The following is a 13,564-nucleotide window of genomic DNA, read 5'->3' as shown; positions in this document are numbered from 1 at the left end:
ATGGACCTGACCTTCTCCGACTCCGAGGCCGCGTTCCGCGACGAGCTGCGCGCCTGGTTCGAGAACAACGACCCCGGCCCGTCCCCCGAGGGCGAGGACGAGTCCTACGCCTACCGCCGCGACTGGCAGAAGCGCCTGGCTGACGACCGCTACGCGGCCGTCCACTGGCCGAGCGAGTACGGCGGCCGCGGCGCGTCGATCACCGAGTCGGCGATCTTCTTCGAGGAGCTCGGCCGCGCGCGCCGGCCGCTGCCGGCCAACGTGCTCGGCATCCTGCTCGCAGGCCCGACGATCATGACCTTCGGCACGCCCGAGCAGAAGGAGCGCTACCTGCCGCCGATCCTCACCGCCGAGGAGATCTGGTGCCAGGGCTTCTCTGAGCCGGACGCGGGCTCCGACCTCGCGGCGCTGAAGACCAAGGCCGTCAAGGAAGGCGACGAGTGGGTCGTCACCGGCCAGAAGGTCTGGACCTCCGGCGCGCAGTACTCCAAGTGGTGCATGTTGGTCGCGCGCACCGACTTCGACGCCCCCAAGCACAAGGGGTTGACCTACTTCCTGATGGACATGGAGCAGCCCGGCGTGCAGGTGCGCCCGCTGGTCCAGATCACCGGCGAGCCGGAGTTCAACGAGCTGTTCATCGAGGGCGCGCGGATCCCGGACGAGAACGTCCTGGGCGGCGTGGGCAACGGCTGGAAGGTCGCGCTGACGACACTCATGAACGAGCGCTCGGGTCTGGCGTTCTTCCTTCAGGTCCGCCTGCGCCAGCTGCTCGACGAGCTGGTCGAGGAGGCGGCCGAGCGCGGCCTGCTCGACGATCCGGTCGTCGCCGACAAGATCGGCTACCTGCACATGAAGGCCGAGATCCTGCGCCTGACCGCCTACCGCGGGCTGACGACGATCGAGAAGTACGGCACGCCCGGCCCCGAGGGCTCACTGACCAAGTGGATGTGGTCGGAGACCAACCAGGAGCTGGCGCAGTTCGCCGCCGACCTGCTCGGTGCCGACGCGCTGACCAACGGCAACCGCTGGGCCTACGAGCTGCTGCGCTCGCGCGGCAACACGATCGAGGGCGGCACGACCGAGATCCTCAAGAACATCGTCGCGGAGCGCGTGCTCGGGCTGCCGCGGCTGAAGGGAGCGGCATGACCGATCGCGGAGACACGATGCCTTGCGAACGAGCCGTCAGGCGAGTTCGCGATACCGACGCCGAGCCCCTGGGCGAGGTGTCGGCATGAACTTCGACTTCACCGAGGACCAGCACGAGATCAAGCGCACCGCGCGCGATCTCCTGAGCTCGCGGTCGGCGCTCGCCAAGGTGCGTGAGGCCGCCGAGGCCCACAAGTACGACGAGGGCCTCTGGAAGGAGCTCGTCGAGCTGGGCTGGCCGGGCATCGCGATCGCCGAGGAGCACGGCGGCCAGGGCCTGGGCGCCGTCGAGCTGGCGATCCTCTCCGAGGAGCTGGGCTACGCGGTTGCCGCCTCGCCGTTCTTGGCGACGGTGCTCGCCGCCGAGGCCATCGGGGCCGGCGGCACGGACGAGCAGAAGGCGCAGTGGCTGCCGGGCCTGGCGTCCGGTGAGATCACCGGCGCGCTGGGCAACGCTGATGGCCTCGTGCCGGACGCCGACGCCGCGGCCGTGATCATCCTGGTCGACGCCGACGGCAGCGCCCGCGTGATCGCGCGCGCCGACGCCGACGTCACGCCGGTTGATGCCGTCGACCCGACGCGCCGCTTCGCTCGCGTGGCGGCCGATGGCGGTGAGGCCCTCGCCGACTCCGCCGTCGCGATCGACCGCGCGCTCGTTGCCGTCTCCGCCGAGCTGGTCGGCGTCTCCCAGCGCGCGCTGGAGATGACGCTGGCCTACGTCAAGGACCGCAAGCAGTTCGACACGCCGGTCGGCGCCTACCAGGCGGTCTCGCACCGCTGCGCGCAGATGCTCAAGGACACCGAGGGCGCGCGGTCGGCGACGTACTTCGCCGCTTGGGCGGCTGACGCGGATCCGGAGCGGCTGCCCGAAGCGGCGGCGCTGGCGAAGGCCGCGTCATCGGACGGCGGCCGCGACGTCACGGCGTCCGCGATCCAGGCCCACGGCGGCATCGGCTTCACCTGGGAGGCCGACGTCCACTGGCTCTACAAGCGCGCGCAGGTCGACGCGGCGCTGCTCGGCACGTCCGGGAAGCACCGCCGCCGCCTCGCCGCGCTGCTCGCCGCCCGCCTCGCCCCGGCGGCGGCGTAAGGGCCATCCGTCCGAGGGTGGTGGGATCTGGGCGCCGGACGGGTACAATGTTCGGTGGGACCCGTGCGTGCGCTTGGATCCCGCCCCCTCTCGCGCGATGGTCCGGCGCGCCGAGTCACCTCGGCGCCGTGTCGCTCACTCGCGCAATCCGAACCCGAAAATCGCTGAAGGAGGCCGTGTATGGCCGTAGAGGACAAGGTCGCTCTCGAGGGCGAAGTCGTTGAGTCGCTCCCCAACTTGCTGTTCCGCATCCAGCTCGACATGGATGATCATGAGGTCTTGGCGCACCTCGCGGGCAAGATGCGCCGTAACCGCATTCGCGTCCTGCCGGGCGACCGCGTGCGTGTCGAGGTCTCCCCGTACGACCTCACCCGCGGGCGCATCGTCTACCGCATGAAGTAGGCCGGGCGCCGCTCTAGGCGCCCGCGACGTCACGCACCACGTCTGGCGTGACGTCCTTGATCCCGTCGACCACGACCGCCGCCAAAGCGAGCGCGTCGGGGGCCGGCGGGAAGGCGTGGTTGGGCGTGGCGATCACGATCATGCCCGCCGCGTGGGCCGATCGCAGCCCGTTCGAGGAGTCCTCGACCGCCACACAGGCGGTCGGGTCGACCCCGATCCTGCGAGCCGCCTCCAGGTAGACGTCGGGCGCGGGCTTGCCGCGCTCGACCTCCTCGGAGGACACCGTCGCCGCGAAGCGCTCGGTGATCCCCGCGCCGTCCAGCACGGCGTCGATCACCTCGCGGTTGGCCGACGACGCCAGGCCGAGCGTGAACTCGGTCGCCAGCGCGTTGACCGCGCGGATCGCGCCGGGCAGCAGCGGCAGCTCGCGCTGCACCTCGGCGACGACCATCAGCGCGACGGCCTTCGACACCTCGGCCGGATCGCCGTCGGCGCCGAGCTCCTCCACGAGGTAGCGCGACCACTCCGCGCTGCTCATGCCCTGCATCGCCCGCGTAGCCGCGTCGGTCCACGTCCCGCCGTGCTGGGAGACGTAGGCGCGACGCTCGCGATCCCACACCTCCTCGGTGTCAACCACCACGCCGTCGAGGTCTAGGACGACGGCGCGGGCGGGCATGGGTCAGAACCGTAGCGACATCACGTAGTGCGGGCCGATCTGCGGCAGCTCGAACTCCTCGCCTTCGGCGACGAACCCGTAGCGCTCGTAGAACCCGCGCGCCGGCGTGCGTGCGTTGCACCAGACGCGCGTGGCGCCATTTGCCCGCGCGTGGTCCAGACAGGCGAGCAGGAGCGCGCCACCCGCGCCGGTGCCGCGCCCGCGCTCCGGGTCGGTCGCCATGCCGCGGACCCGCCACGCGCCCGGCCCGCCTTCGGGCGTGATCGAGGCAATGCCTATGGGTTGGTCGTCGCCGTCGCTCGCGTACGCCGCGAAGTGCCCGGCGAGCGGATCCTGGTCGCCGTCGAAGAGCTGCTCGGCGAGCGTTTGGTGCGGGCGTAGGACGCGCTGGCGCAGCGGCCGCAGGACCGCGGCGTCGACGCGCTCGATGCGCGCCGCGTCGCTCACGCCGGTTCGGCGATCGTCAACCCGCCGGTCGACGACAGCACCGACGTCAGCGGCAGCGCCCGCGCCCGGACGCGCGCGACCGCCTCGCGGCTCCACGGCCGCGCGCGGCGCCGGTAGGCCGCGACGAGCCCGAGGACGACGCCGCCGTCTTCGATCGGCACCAGCAGCACGCCCGAGTAGCCGGAGTCGGCCAGGGCGCGGCGCTCGACGCGGTCGGCCTCGACGTCGCTGCGCAGCACCTGGCCGGCCTCGCAGTGCGCGAGCGCGTGTGCCCGCGCGGGCACGTCGCCCAACAGCACGCGCGAGCCGGGATCGCGATCCGGCACGCGCACCGCGACCAGCTCGCCCGCGCGGCGGTCCAGGCGCCACAGGTCGACGCGATCAGCGCCCGCGGCCGCCGCGATCAGCGTCGCCAGCCGCTCCGGGACGCTGCCGCCCAGCGACGTCGTCCGGTCGCGCCGCGCCTGGTCCAGCGCGCGCACGCCGCCGCGCAGCGACGCCGCCACCGAGACCGCCGCCTCGGGCGACGGGTCCGCGAACGTCGCTGCCGGCCGGCCCAGCAGGTAGCCCTGCGCGTAGGCGACGTCGAGCTCGGCGATCGCGCGCAGGTCGCGCGGGCACTCGATCCCCTCGGCGCAGACCGCGCCGCCGGTCTGCGAGGCGAAGGACGAGAACGACGCGACCAGCGCGGCACGCGCCGGGTCGCTCGCTACGCCGCTGACCAGCGAGCGGTCGAGCTTGACGATGTCGGGCCGGACGCGCATCAGCTGCTGCAGTCCGGAGTAGCCGGCGCCCGCGTCGTCGAGCGCCACGCGCGCGCCCGCGTCGTGCAGCCGCGCCAGCGCCTGCTCGAGTTCCTCGCCCAGGCCCCAGAGCTCGTCCTCGGTGATCTCGACGACCACGTCGGAGAGGTCGTCGGGCAGCAGCGACCAGACCTCGGGATGGCTGAGCGTCGACACCGACAGGTTGACGCTGAGGACGGTGCCGCGCGGGCGGTTCGGCGTCTCCAGCGCTCGGCGCGCGGCCAGCGCCTCCAGCTGCGGGCCGAAGCCCTGCTCGTGCGCGGCGCGGAAGACCTCGGGGATCGGCACGCCCGGCAGGCCGGGGAAGCGCGCGAGCGCCTCGTGGCAGATCACCCGTCCGGTCGCGACCATCACGATCGGCTGGAAGTGCATCTCCAACGCGCCGGGCGCCGTCAAGACGGCAGGGGTGAGCGGTGCGGTCTCCTCCACGTCCGGGTTGTTCGACCTCGATGCAACCGGTCCTGCCGTGCTCCGGTACCCTGCCGCGCGATGTCACGGAGGACGACCGGTCCCATCGTCGCTCTGCTGCTGGCGCTCGCCGTCCCCACCGCAGCAAGCGCCAACGCCTTCGGGCTGGAGCGTGGCGGCGGCCTGACGCGCGCGTCCGCCTACGAGGCCGACCCGAACGGCTACGCGCGCGGCCTGGTCGTTCCCGCGACGCTGGTGCCGCCCGCGGCGTTCGCGCCGATCGGGCTGGTCGACGACGTCGTCGACGCCGGCGTGCCGGACGTCGCCCAGGCCAAGGTGTTGAAGAACTCGCCGGGCAAGATCCTTAACGTGAGCGGCAACGCGGAGGTCGCGCACGGGACGGAGGTCGCGAGCGTCGCCGCGGGCCGCGCCGACGGCCAGGGCGTGCTCGGCATCGCGCCCGGTGCGCCGCTGCTGTCGTGGGGCTACAAGACGCTGTCGTGCGACGAGGTCAGCGAGGGGATCCTCGCGCTCGCCGACGCCGGAGCCAAGGTCATCAACTTGAGCTTCGAGACCGAGGAGGACTGCGACTCGCTGCGGATCGCGGTCGCCGCGGCCTACGGCGACGGCGCGCTGATCGTCGCCTCGGCCGGTAACGAGGGCGACAACGGCGACCCGACCGAGTACCCGGCCGCCTACCCGCACGTGCTGACCGTCGGCGCGCTGTCGCTGGGCAACGCGCCTGCGGCGTTCTCGTCGAGCGGTCGCGGGCTGGACCTCGTCGCGCCGGGCGAGGCGATCCCGGTCGCGCTGCCCAACGCGCTGGACCGCGACGGCACCGCCGACGGCCTCACGCGCGTGGACGGCACGAGCTTCGCCGCGCCGATGATCTCCGGCGTCGCGTCGTGGCTGATCGCCGCGCGCCCGAAGCTCGCCCCGTCGCAGTACGCCGACCTGCTGCGCACGACCGCGCGCAACGCCGGCGTCGCGGGCTGGAACGCGCACTCGGGCTTCGGGACCGTCGACCTCGCCGCCGCGCTGACCGTGCCGGTGCCGGCCGCCGATCGCGGCGAGCCCAACGACGACGCCTCACAGGTCGATGGCTCGCTCTTCGACAAGCCCGACGCGTACGCGACCGGCACGGTCAAGGCGACCGCCGCGCCCTACGAGGATCCGGCCGACTTCTACCGCGTGCGCGTCAAGGCGCGGTCGACCAAGACGGTGAAGCTGACCACCACGGCCAAGGGCCTGACGCTCTCCGGCTACCGCGGCACCACGCGCGTGGCGTCTGGCAGCAAGACCATCAAGTTGCGCAACACGGCGGCGATGAGCCGCACGTTCTACGCCGTCGTCCGCGCCTCAGGCGTGCGCGTCGCCGCCGGACTCGCCTACACCTTGAAGGTCGGCTGAGGCCGCCGCGCGCGGCACGATGGTGAAGTCAGCGGCGTTCAGCGTCGCCGTCGCCTCCTCGTACTCGCGCATGTAGCCGGGCCAGTTGGTGACGATCCGGCCCTCGCCGTCGCGGTACCAGGAGTCACAGCCGGTCCACGCCGTGCCGGCGAAGCGGGACTGGACGTCGGCGTCAGAGGCCGCGGCGACGTCGGCGCGGACCTCGATCGCCGCGCCGTCGTCGGCCGCGACCCGCTGGAGCGCCTGGCGCAGGTACCGCGCCTGGGCCTCCAGGTAGACGAGGATCGACCCGCCCGAGGTGTTGGTGTTGGGCCCGTACATGATGAACATGGATGGGAAGCCCGGGACGGTCATGCCCAGGTGCGCGGACGCGCCGCCCGCCCACGCGGCCTCCAGCGGGACGCCGTCGCGGCCGGTGACCGCCATCGGGAACATGAAGGACGTGGTCTTGAAGCCGGTCGCGTAGATGATGGTGTCGACGTCGTGGTGGACACCTTGGTCGTCGACGACGCCCTGGGCCTCGACGTGGGCGATGTGGTCGGTGACGAGCTCGACGTTGTCGCGCGCCAGCGCGGGGAGGAAGGCGGAGGAGAAGAGCACGCGCTTGCAGCCGAAGACGTAGTCGGGCCAGACCTTCTTGCGCAGCTCGGGGTGGCCGCGCAGCTGCGAGCGCATGAACAACGAGGACTGCAACCGCCCGAGCCGGCCGAAGGTCTTCGGGTGGCGGATCAGCACCGTCAGCGACTCGGTGTAGTTGTACACGTAGCGCCGGCGCAGGGCTTGTAGGCCGGGCACGCGCGCGACCAGCGCCTTCCACCAGCCCGGGTAGGGCCGGTTGCGGCGCGGCATGAACCAGTTGCCCGTGCGCTGGAAGACCACCAACTTGCTGACCAGCGGCGCGATCTCCGGGATGAACTGGACGGCCGAGGCGCCGGTGCCGATCACCGCGACGCGACGGTCGCGCAGGTCGTGGTCGTGGTCCCAGCGCGCGCTGTGGAAGGCGTGCCCGGCGAAGTCCTCGGCGCCCGGCAGCCTGGGCGCCGCGGGCTGGTGCAGCTGGCCGGTGGCCAAGACAACGGCGTCGGCCTCCCAGCTGCGGCCGTCGGCGGCGTCGATCCGCCAGGCGCGTGCGTCGTCGTCCCACGCGCACGCGCTGACCTCGGCGCCCGCGACGACCAGCCGGTCGACACCGTGCTTGGCCGCGACGCCACGCGCGTACTCCAGGATCTCGGGCTGCGGCGAGCACAGCCGCGACCAGTCCTTGCGCTGGGCGAAGGAGTAGGAGTACAGGTGCGACGGCACGTCGCACGCCGCGCCGGGGTAGGTGTTGGCCAACCACGTGCCGCCGACGCCGTCGGGCGAGGCCTCCAGGATCGTGACGTCGGTGATGCCGTGGCGCTGCAGCTCGATCGCGGCAGCGATCCCGCCGAACCCCGCGCCCACGACGACCACGCGCAACGTGCTTGACATGGTGTCAAGCTAACGCACGGCGGGTGACGCCGTCCGGCCCCGCGACGATGACCTCGCTGGTCAGCGACGGTGGGAAGAGCCCGTGGTCGATCACGCCCGGCGTGTCCGACAGCCGCGCGGCCAGCGCGGCCGGATCGGAGACGTCGCCGGCGTAGTCGGCGATGACGCCGCCGTCGGGGCTCGGCGGCGCGCCCTCGCGGACCGCCGTGTCGCCCAGCGCCGCCAGCGTCGCCGGCAACCCGTAGGCCAACAGCTCCAGCGGCACCGGCGCCGCCAGCGCGTCGACGACCTTCGTGCCGTCCGCGATCACCACGAACCGCTGCGCCGCCGCGGCCACGATCTTCTCGCGCGTGTGCGCTCCGCCGCCGCCCTTGACGATCCAGCCGTCGGGCGCGATCTGATCGGCGCCGTCGATCGCCAGGTCCAGCGCCGTGAGCGACGTGAACGGCTCGACGGTCAGCCCGAGGTCGGCCGCCTGGCGCTCGGTCGCGACCGACGTCGCCACGCAGCGCAGCCGGGTGAACCCGCGCGCCGCGATCGCGGGCAGCAGGTGGGCGACGGTCGAGCCGGTGCCCAGCCCGAGCCGCATCCCGTCCTCGATCTCCTCGGCGGCGGCGATCGCCGCCGCGCGCTTGTAGTCCTCGGCCTCCGTGGTGCTCACGCCACCAACAATGCCGCACCGAGCGCGCCGCCGAGGTCCCCAAGCTCTGCCACTCGGATTTGGGGCGGGTGCGCGTCGTGGAAGAGGTGGGGCATCATCGCGTCCTCGATCCGCCGCGCGTAGGGCTCGCCGAAGCGCACGCCCAAGCCGCCGCCGATGATCACGGCCTCGGGGTCGAGCACGTTGCACGCCGAGGCGACCGCGGTGCCGATCGCCTCCACGGCCTCGTCGATCAGCCGCTCGGCGAGCTCGTCGCCGCGCTCGATCGCGCGCCACCAGATCCCGGAGGTCAGGCGGTCGCGGCCCTTCTCCTCCATGATCTCGAAGAGGATCGTCTTCTCGCCGTCGTCGTCGACGGCCTTGCGCGCGCGGGTCTCCATCGCGCGCCGGCCGGCATAGGCCTCCATGCAGCCATGTCGGCCGCAGGGGCACTTCAGCCCGTGGTGGCGGACCGGGATGTGGCCGATCTCGCCCGCGGCGCCGCGACCCAGCCACGGCTTGCCGTCCAGGACGATCCCGCCACCGACGCCGGTGCCCCAGAAGACGCCGAGCAGCGAGTCGAACTCGCGCGCGGCGCCGAGCGTGAACTCCGCGTCGGTGGCGACCTGGACGTCGTTGCCCAGCCGGACAACCTTCGCGCCTGTCTTCTTGGCCAGCTTCTCGGCCAGCGGATAGGGGTCCTGCCAGTCCGGCAGGTTGCCCGCGCGCGCGAGCGTGCCCTTGGACTCGTCGATCGCGCCGGGCGCGCCGACGCCGATCCCGGACAGCGCGGAGAGCTCGACGCCGGCCTGCTCGGCGGCCTCGGCCAGCGCCTCGGCGATCGCGTCTACGACGTCGGATGGGCCGCCCTCGGTGGGCGTCGGACGTCGTGCCTGACCGAGCACGTTGTGGTCGGGATCGGCGATGACGGCCTGGATCTTGGTGCCGCCAAGGTCCACGCCTCCGCGGAGGACTGCGTCTGCCATGCACGGCAGCTTGCCCGATCCGGGCGCGGGTCACCCGCGCGGGTCTAGGCGGCGGCGAGCTTCGCGGCGGCGGGAACCGTCTCCGCGTCGTGCGCGGCGACGGGCGCGCGGGCGCCGAGCGGGCCCGCGAGCGCGAGCATCACCGGCGGCGCGAGCCACAGCAGGTACATCGGCGCCCAGTGGTTGGCCGACAGCTGCAGGCCGGCGAGCACCGCGGTGACCAGGCCGGCGACGCGGCGCGGGTCGGCGGCGATCTCGCGGTCTAGGAAGACGAGCGCGGCGCCGCCGAGCGCGACGGCCATCGTCAGGCCCTGGGCCAGCGGCTGCAACCCGGCGATCGGCAGCTGGGTCCAAACCGCCAGCTCGGACTGGCGGCTGAGCTGGAAGGCGATCGCGTTGGCCATGTCGAGCGGGCCGTGCAGGCCGCCGATCGCGACCAGCGCGGCGAGGACCGTGAGCCCGATCCCGGCGCAGACGGCCGTGGCGGCGACCAGCTCGCGCCCGCGCAGGCGCGCCAGCCACAGCGGCAGCAGCACCAGCGGCGCGATCTTGGCGGTCCCGGCGAGCATGATCATCGCGCTGGAGGCGACCGGTCGCGTCCACCACAGGAAGGCCCACAACAACAGCGCGGCGATCAGCAGGTCGTTGGTCCCGCTGGAGACCGACATCAGCGTGGCGGGGAAGGCGAGGAACGCGACGATCGCCGTCCAGCGACGGCCGTGCTCGACCGTGCGCGCGAGCCCCCACACGCAGAGCAGGATCAGCAGCGCGTTGGAGATCAGCGCGCCGATCGGGTCGTCCCAGCCGTCGTGCATCGGCCAGAGCGCGGCGAACGGGGCGGAGAAGGCGTAGATCGGCAACCCGTAGGTGTCGCCGTGGATGATGTCGCCGCCCCGCATGTTCCCGTAGGGGAGGTGGCCCTGGAGCAGGACGGTCGCGCCCTCCATGTCGGCGAACGCGATGTCGATGACGCCGTTGGAGGTGATCGTGATCAGCACGGTCGCGGCCAGCAGCGCCCAACCGATCTGGCGGACGAGCTGCGGCAGCCCGGCGCGTGCGGCGAGCGCCTCCAATAGGACCGGTGCGCTGGGGTCCTCGGCGCGGCTCGGGCCGCGCACCGCCAACACGGCGCCACGGGCGACGAGGTAGAGCAGCAGCAACGCGATGAGCGCCTGGCCGTGCGCGAAGTAGCCCTGGTCGAAGAGGACCGCGGGGACCACCAGGGCGCAGATTGCCAGCAGGTCGACGGTGCGCGTCGCGTTGCGGCGCAGCGGCACGCGTAAGGTGACCAGCAGGAAGAGGAGCGCGAGCGCGGCCAGCGGGAGCGCGCGGTGCGTGAACGGCGCGCCCCAGCCCAACGGGTTCTCGTGCGCGCCCTCGTAGACGATGCCGTCCTTCGCGTCGACGCCGGCGACGGCGACGGCGCGGTCGCCGCGGTAGAACTGGACCTTGACCAGGTCCTCGTCGACGTAGAGCGTCTGGGCGCGGTCGCCGGGCTTCAGGACGTCGCGCACCTGCGGGGCGGCTTTGGCGCGCGCGATGGCCTGCGCCTTGGGCACGCCCAGCGGCTTGTCGTGGTGCGCCAGCGCGCCCGCGACGGCGACGAGCACGAACGTCGCGAGGGCGACGACGAGCGCGATCCGCCGGGCGGAGCTGGACGGGAGGGCCATCAACCGTTGGATCGACCGGACGGATGCAGGGTTTAACGGCGCGTGGCCGCGCCCGGACGCGCGTCCGTCGGGCCGTCTGGCACGATCCGCCGCTCGATGGACGTCGCCGACGCCGCACTGCTCGCCGCCGCCGGGGTCACCACCGGGGCGATCAACGCGGTCGCGGGCGGCGGCTCGCTGGTCTCGTTCCCCGCGTTGTTGGCCACCGGGCTCTCGCCGCTGAGCGCCAACGTCACCAACTTGATCGCGACGCTGCCGGGGTACCTCTCGGCCGCCGCCACGTCGCGTGATGAGCTGGCGGGCCAGCGCGCGCGGGTGCGGGTGCTGGCGCTGTCGGCCGGGCTAGGCGCGATCGTCGGGACGACGCTGCTGTTGGTCGGCCCGGAGGACACGTTCGAGGCGCTGGCGCCGTGGTTGGTGCTGCTGGCGTGCGCGCTGTTGGCGGCGCAGCCGTTCGTCTCGAAGTGGGTCGCGCGCGTGCACCACCACACCGCGCCGACGCGGCTGGTCGTGTCGGTCGGGATCGCCTCGATCTACGGCGGCTACTTCGGCGCGGGGCTGGGGATCGTGCTGCTGGCGGCGTTGGGGTTGACGCTGGAGGAGCCGATGCAGCGGCTCAACGCCATCAAGCAGGTGCTCTCGCTGACGGTGGCGGTCGTCAGCGCGGTGGCGGTTGCGATCTTCGGGCCCGTGTCGTGGCTGGGCGTCGCGCTCGTCGGGTCGGGGACGATGGTCGGCGGGCGCGTCGGCGTCGGCGTGGCGCGGCGGCTGCCGGACCACGTGCTGCGCGGACTGGTGATCACGCTCGGCGTGACGGTCGCGGTCGTGCTGCTGATCCGCGGCTGACGGGGAACCCCGTCACCTTCGGCTGCGCCGTGCGTTCTGCCTTACGAACGCCCATGCGCACCCAGCCCACCACCATCTCCGGCCGTCATCTGCTTGCGCTGGTGATCGGCATGCTCCTGCTCGGCGCGGTCTCCGCCCTGATCGGCGGCGGCGCGCCGGTCTGAGTCCGCGCGCCAGGCTCAGTCCGGGCGCTTCGGGCGGCTAGTCCCGGATCGGGATGAGCTGCCTAGGACGACGCGAGTTCCCGCGACCGCCGATTGCTATGAGCGTTAGGGCCTCCACACCGCATCGAAAGCTCGGCCAGATCGTTGGCGGCGCGGGCAACAAGTGCGAGAGACGTCGCGCTAACGATCACCAACAACCGCTCGCCCAACGCTTCCCGCGCTCACGTGATTGCTCTGCCACCAGCTAGGGCCGCCCCAGCCCTGCACACCTGGCCGGCCGTCCACAACCAACGGCGAGGCCAAGCGCTTCATCCGTACGATGCTCGAAGGCTGGGTCTACGGACCCATCGACGCCAGCTCAGTCGAACACATCCGGGCGCTCGGTTGCATCTGTGTGCGGGATGTCGGGATGGCTATCCCACCGAGCTATGTGGGTACCCAATCGGTGAGCGATGTTCAGGCACCACCGTGCCAGCAAGGGGTGGTCGGCCTCCTGCCGTCCCCGCGACCTGCTGTCGCCTTGATAGGGCCTCGCGGTGCTGGGCTAGCGAGTCTGCCGCGACGGCAAGATCGGGGAGGGGCGGGAGGAGGCGATTTGCCCAGTTGGCCGATGAGTACCGGCGAGCGCTCGTATTTTGTCCGTCCTAGATGTGCGACTGGATTTAACAAGATTTTCGGCGTCAGATAATTAGACGCTGGCTAGTGGTGGAACATCGTTAGGGCAATTCTCGTGCTTGGCTATCGGGCAGGTCTTGCGATTTTGGCTCTGGCTGCTACTCAGCCTGTCCGGTGTCATCGTCGCCGGCTCGTAAGCCGCCGGAGATCTCCGGAAGGGGCGCGCGAGCGGTTGGTTGCTCAGCTCTGTGGTGGAGGCTGAACGGCTTGATCTCGAAGCGGGGTCCTAGCGCGACGGCGCGCTCGTCGTTCTAGCGGTGCTTTGCATCGTTTCTTCAATCAAGGAGTAGATAGATCATGAGTAGGATTTCGCGATTGGTCGTCCTCGTGACGGCAGTGGCGTCGCTCGTGGGCGTGATGTCGGCGACCGCCGGTGCGGTCACGTGGCACAACACCGGTTCCACGGCGTTCACCGCCACGACGGGGCCCGGCACGCTGTCGGCTTCGACTGGTGTCAACTTGGCGTGCACGGGCGGCACCGCGACGGGCACCGCTGCAGGTGGCTCGACGGTCAACGCGCTCTACAACGTGTCCGGTCAGATCCAATACACGGGTTGTCTGTTGGCAGCGCAGGCCGTGACCGTCACTTGCGGGTACACCCTGACTGGCGCCTCTCAGCCCGCCACGAACACTACGACTGGGAACGCGGATGTGACTTGTGGGGTCACTATCGGTGGTGTCTCGGGTGCAAAGAACTGCCACATCTCGGGTCAGGCGCACGCGATTTACGC

13 protein-coding genes are annotated in these 13,564 nt (G+C 71.9%); 5 read left to right on the top strand and 8 right to left on the bottom strand.

Going from position 1 to position 13,564, the window contains the following annotated elements; all coding sequences use genetic code 11:
• The 3 genes from ACT01A_RS08280 to infA all read left to right on the top strand — a co-directional run bounded on the left by ACT01A_RS08280 (position 1) and on the right by infA (position 2,638).
• The gene (locus ACT01A_RS08280; protein WP_445151767.1) at positions 1–1,146 is read left to right on the top strand and encodes an acyl-CoA dehydrogenase family protein; all 1,146 of its coding nucleotides are present in this window, start codon (positions 1–3) and stop codon (positions 1,144–1,146) included.
• Between the two features lie 85 nt (positions 1,147–1,231).
• Positions 1,232–2,236 carry an acyl-CoA dehydrogenase family protein gene (locus ACT01A_RS08275; protein WP_445151766.1) on the top strand — a complete coding sequence of 335 codons (1,005 nt, stop codon included), beginning with the start codon at positions 1,232–1,234 and terminating at the stop codon, positions 2,234–2,236.
• A gap of 180 nt (positions 2,237–2,416) precedes the next feature.
• Entirely contained in the window at positions 2,417–2,638 is a 222-nt protein-coding gene (infA, locus tag ACT01A_RS08270; protein ID WP_027006585.1) for a translation initiation factor IF-1, read from the top strand.
• A 13-nt stretch (positions 2,639–2,651) separates the two neighbouring features.
• Here infA and ACT01A_RS08265 read toward each other — a convergent pair whose 3' ends face one another.
• Genes ACT01A_RS08265 through ACT01A_RS08255 form a run of 3 tightly spaced genes read right to left on the bottom strand, consistent with a single transcriptional unit; the run spans position 2,652 to position 4,993 of the window.
• The gene (locus ACT01A_RS08265; protein WP_445151765.1) at positions 2,652–3,314 is read right to left on the bottom strand and encodes an HAD family hydrolase; all 663 of its coding nucleotides are present in this window, start codon (positions 3,312–3,314) and stop codon (positions 2,652–2,654) included.
• A gap of 3 nt (positions 3,315–3,317) precedes the next feature.
• Positions 3,318–3,761: a GNAT family N-acetyltransferase gene (locus tag ACT01A_RS08260; protein ID WP_445151764.1), complete on the bottom strand. Its 444-nt coding sequence runs from the start codon at positions 3,759–3,761 to the stop codon at positions 3,318–3,320.
• A complete protein-coding gene (locus ACT01A_RS08255) occupies positions 3,758–4,993 on the bottom strand; it encodes an EAL domain-containing protein (protein WP_445151763.1) in 1,236 nt (411 codons plus the stop codon). The genes ACT01A_RS08260 and ACT01A_RS08255 overlap by 4 nt, the downstream gene beginning before the upstream one ends.
• A gap of 60 nt (positions 4,994–5,053) precedes the next feature.
• Between ACT01A_RS08255 and ACT01A_RS08250 the strand changes: the two genes are divergently transcribed.
• The gene (locus ACT01A_RS08250; RefSeq protein WP_445151762.1) at positions 5,054–6,382 is read left to right on the top strand and encodes a S8 family serine peptidase; all 1,329 of its coding nucleotides are present in this window, start codon (positions 5,054–5,056) and stop codon (positions 6,380–6,382) included.
• Here ACT01A_RS08250 and ACT01A_RS08245 read toward each other — a convergent pair.
• The 4 genes from ACT01A_RS08245 to ACT01A_RS08230 are packed head-to-tail and all read right to left on the bottom strand — an operon-like array spanning position 6,332 to position 11,148.
• Complete coding sequence (locus tag ACT01A_RS08245; protein WP_445151761.1) at positions 6,332–7,852, bottom strand: flavin-containing monooxygenase; 1,521 nt, start codon at positions 7,850–7,852, stop codon at positions 6,332–6,334. The two genes, ACT01A_RS08250 and ACT01A_RS08245, sit on opposite strands and share 51 nt — an antisense overlap.
• A 4-nt stretch (positions 7,853–7,856) precedes the next feature.
• A complete protein-coding gene (gene rpiA, locus ACT01A_RS08240; protein WP_445151760.1) occupies positions 7,857–8,513 on the bottom strand; it encodes a ribose 5-phosphate isomerase A in 657 nt (218 codons plus the stop codon).
• Positions 8,510–9,478 (bottom strand): ROK family protein, encoded by a 969-nt coding sequence (locus ACT01A_RS08235; RefSeq protein ID WP_445151759.1) that lies wholly within the window; start codon positions 9,476–9,478, stop codon positions 8,510–8,512. The genes rpiA and ACT01A_RS08235 overlap by 4 nt, the downstream gene beginning before the upstream one ends.
• Before the next feature lie 44 nt (positions 9,479–9,522).
• Complete coding sequence (locus ACT01A_RS08230; protein WP_445151758.1) at positions 9,523–11,148, bottom strand: glycosyltransferase 87 family protein; 1,626 nt, start codon at positions 11,146–11,148, stop codon at positions 9,523–9,525.
• 42 nt (positions 11,149–11,190) lie between these two features.
• Here ACT01A_RS08230 and ACT01A_RS08225 point away from each other — a divergent pair, with 42 nt between their 5' ends.
• On the top strand, positions 11,191–11,994 hold the full coding sequence (locus tag ACT01A_RS08225; protein ID WP_445151757.1) for a sulfite exporter TauE/SafE family protein: 804 nt from the start codon (positions 11,191–11,193) through the stop codon (positions 11,992–11,994).
• A gap of 1,114 nt (positions 11,995–13,108) precedes the next feature.
• On the opposite strand, the gene ACT01A_RS08220 is transcribed toward ACT01A_RS08225, so the two are convergent.
• Complete coding sequence (locus ACT01A_RS08220) at positions 13,109–13,348, bottom strand: hypothetical protein (RefSeq protein WP_445151756.1); 240 nt, start codon at positions 13,346–13,348, stop codon at positions 13,109–13,111.
• Between the last annotated feature and the right edge of the window lie 216 nt (positions 13,349–13,564).

The organism is Baekduia sp. Peel2402 (assembly GCF_052567285.1).
The sequence above is the reverse complement of the archived record's forward strand: the minus strand, read 5'-3'. Positions and strand labels throughout refer to the sequence as shown.

Coding starts and splice junctions, on each gene's coding strand:
- ACT01A_RS08265 (WP_445151765.1), bottom strand. CDS start 3,314: ATGCCCGCCCGCGCCGTCGTCCTAGACCTCGACGGCGTGGTGGTTGAC.
- ACT01A_RS08280 (WP_445151767.1), top strand. CDS start 1: ATGGACCTGACCTTCTCCGACTCCGAGGCCGCGTTCCGCGACGAGCTG.
- ACT01A_RS08230 (WP_445151758.1), bottom strand. CDS start 11,148: ATGGCCCTCCCGTCCAGCTCCGCCCGGCGGATCGCGCTCGTCGTCGCC.
- ACT01A_RS08275 (WP_445151766.1), top strand. CDS start 1,232: ATGAACTTCGACTTCACCGAGGACCAGCACGAGATCAAGCGCACCGCG.
- ACT01A_RS08235 (WP_445151759.1), bottom strand. CDS start 9,478: ATGGCAGACGCAGTCCTCCGCGGAGGCGTGGACCTTGGCGGCACCAAG.
- infA (WP_027006585.1), top strand. CDS start 2,417: ATGGCCGTAGAGGACAAGGTCGCTCTCGAGGGCGAAGTCGTTGAGTCG.
- ACT01A_RS08250 (WP_445151762.1), top strand. CDS start 5,054: ATGTCACGGAGGACGACCGGTCCCATCGTCGCTCTGCTGCTGGCGCTC.
- ACT01A_RS08245 (WP_445151761.1), bottom strand. CDS start 7,852: ATGTCAAGCACGTTGCGCGTGGTCGTCGTGGGCGCGGGGTTCGGCGGG.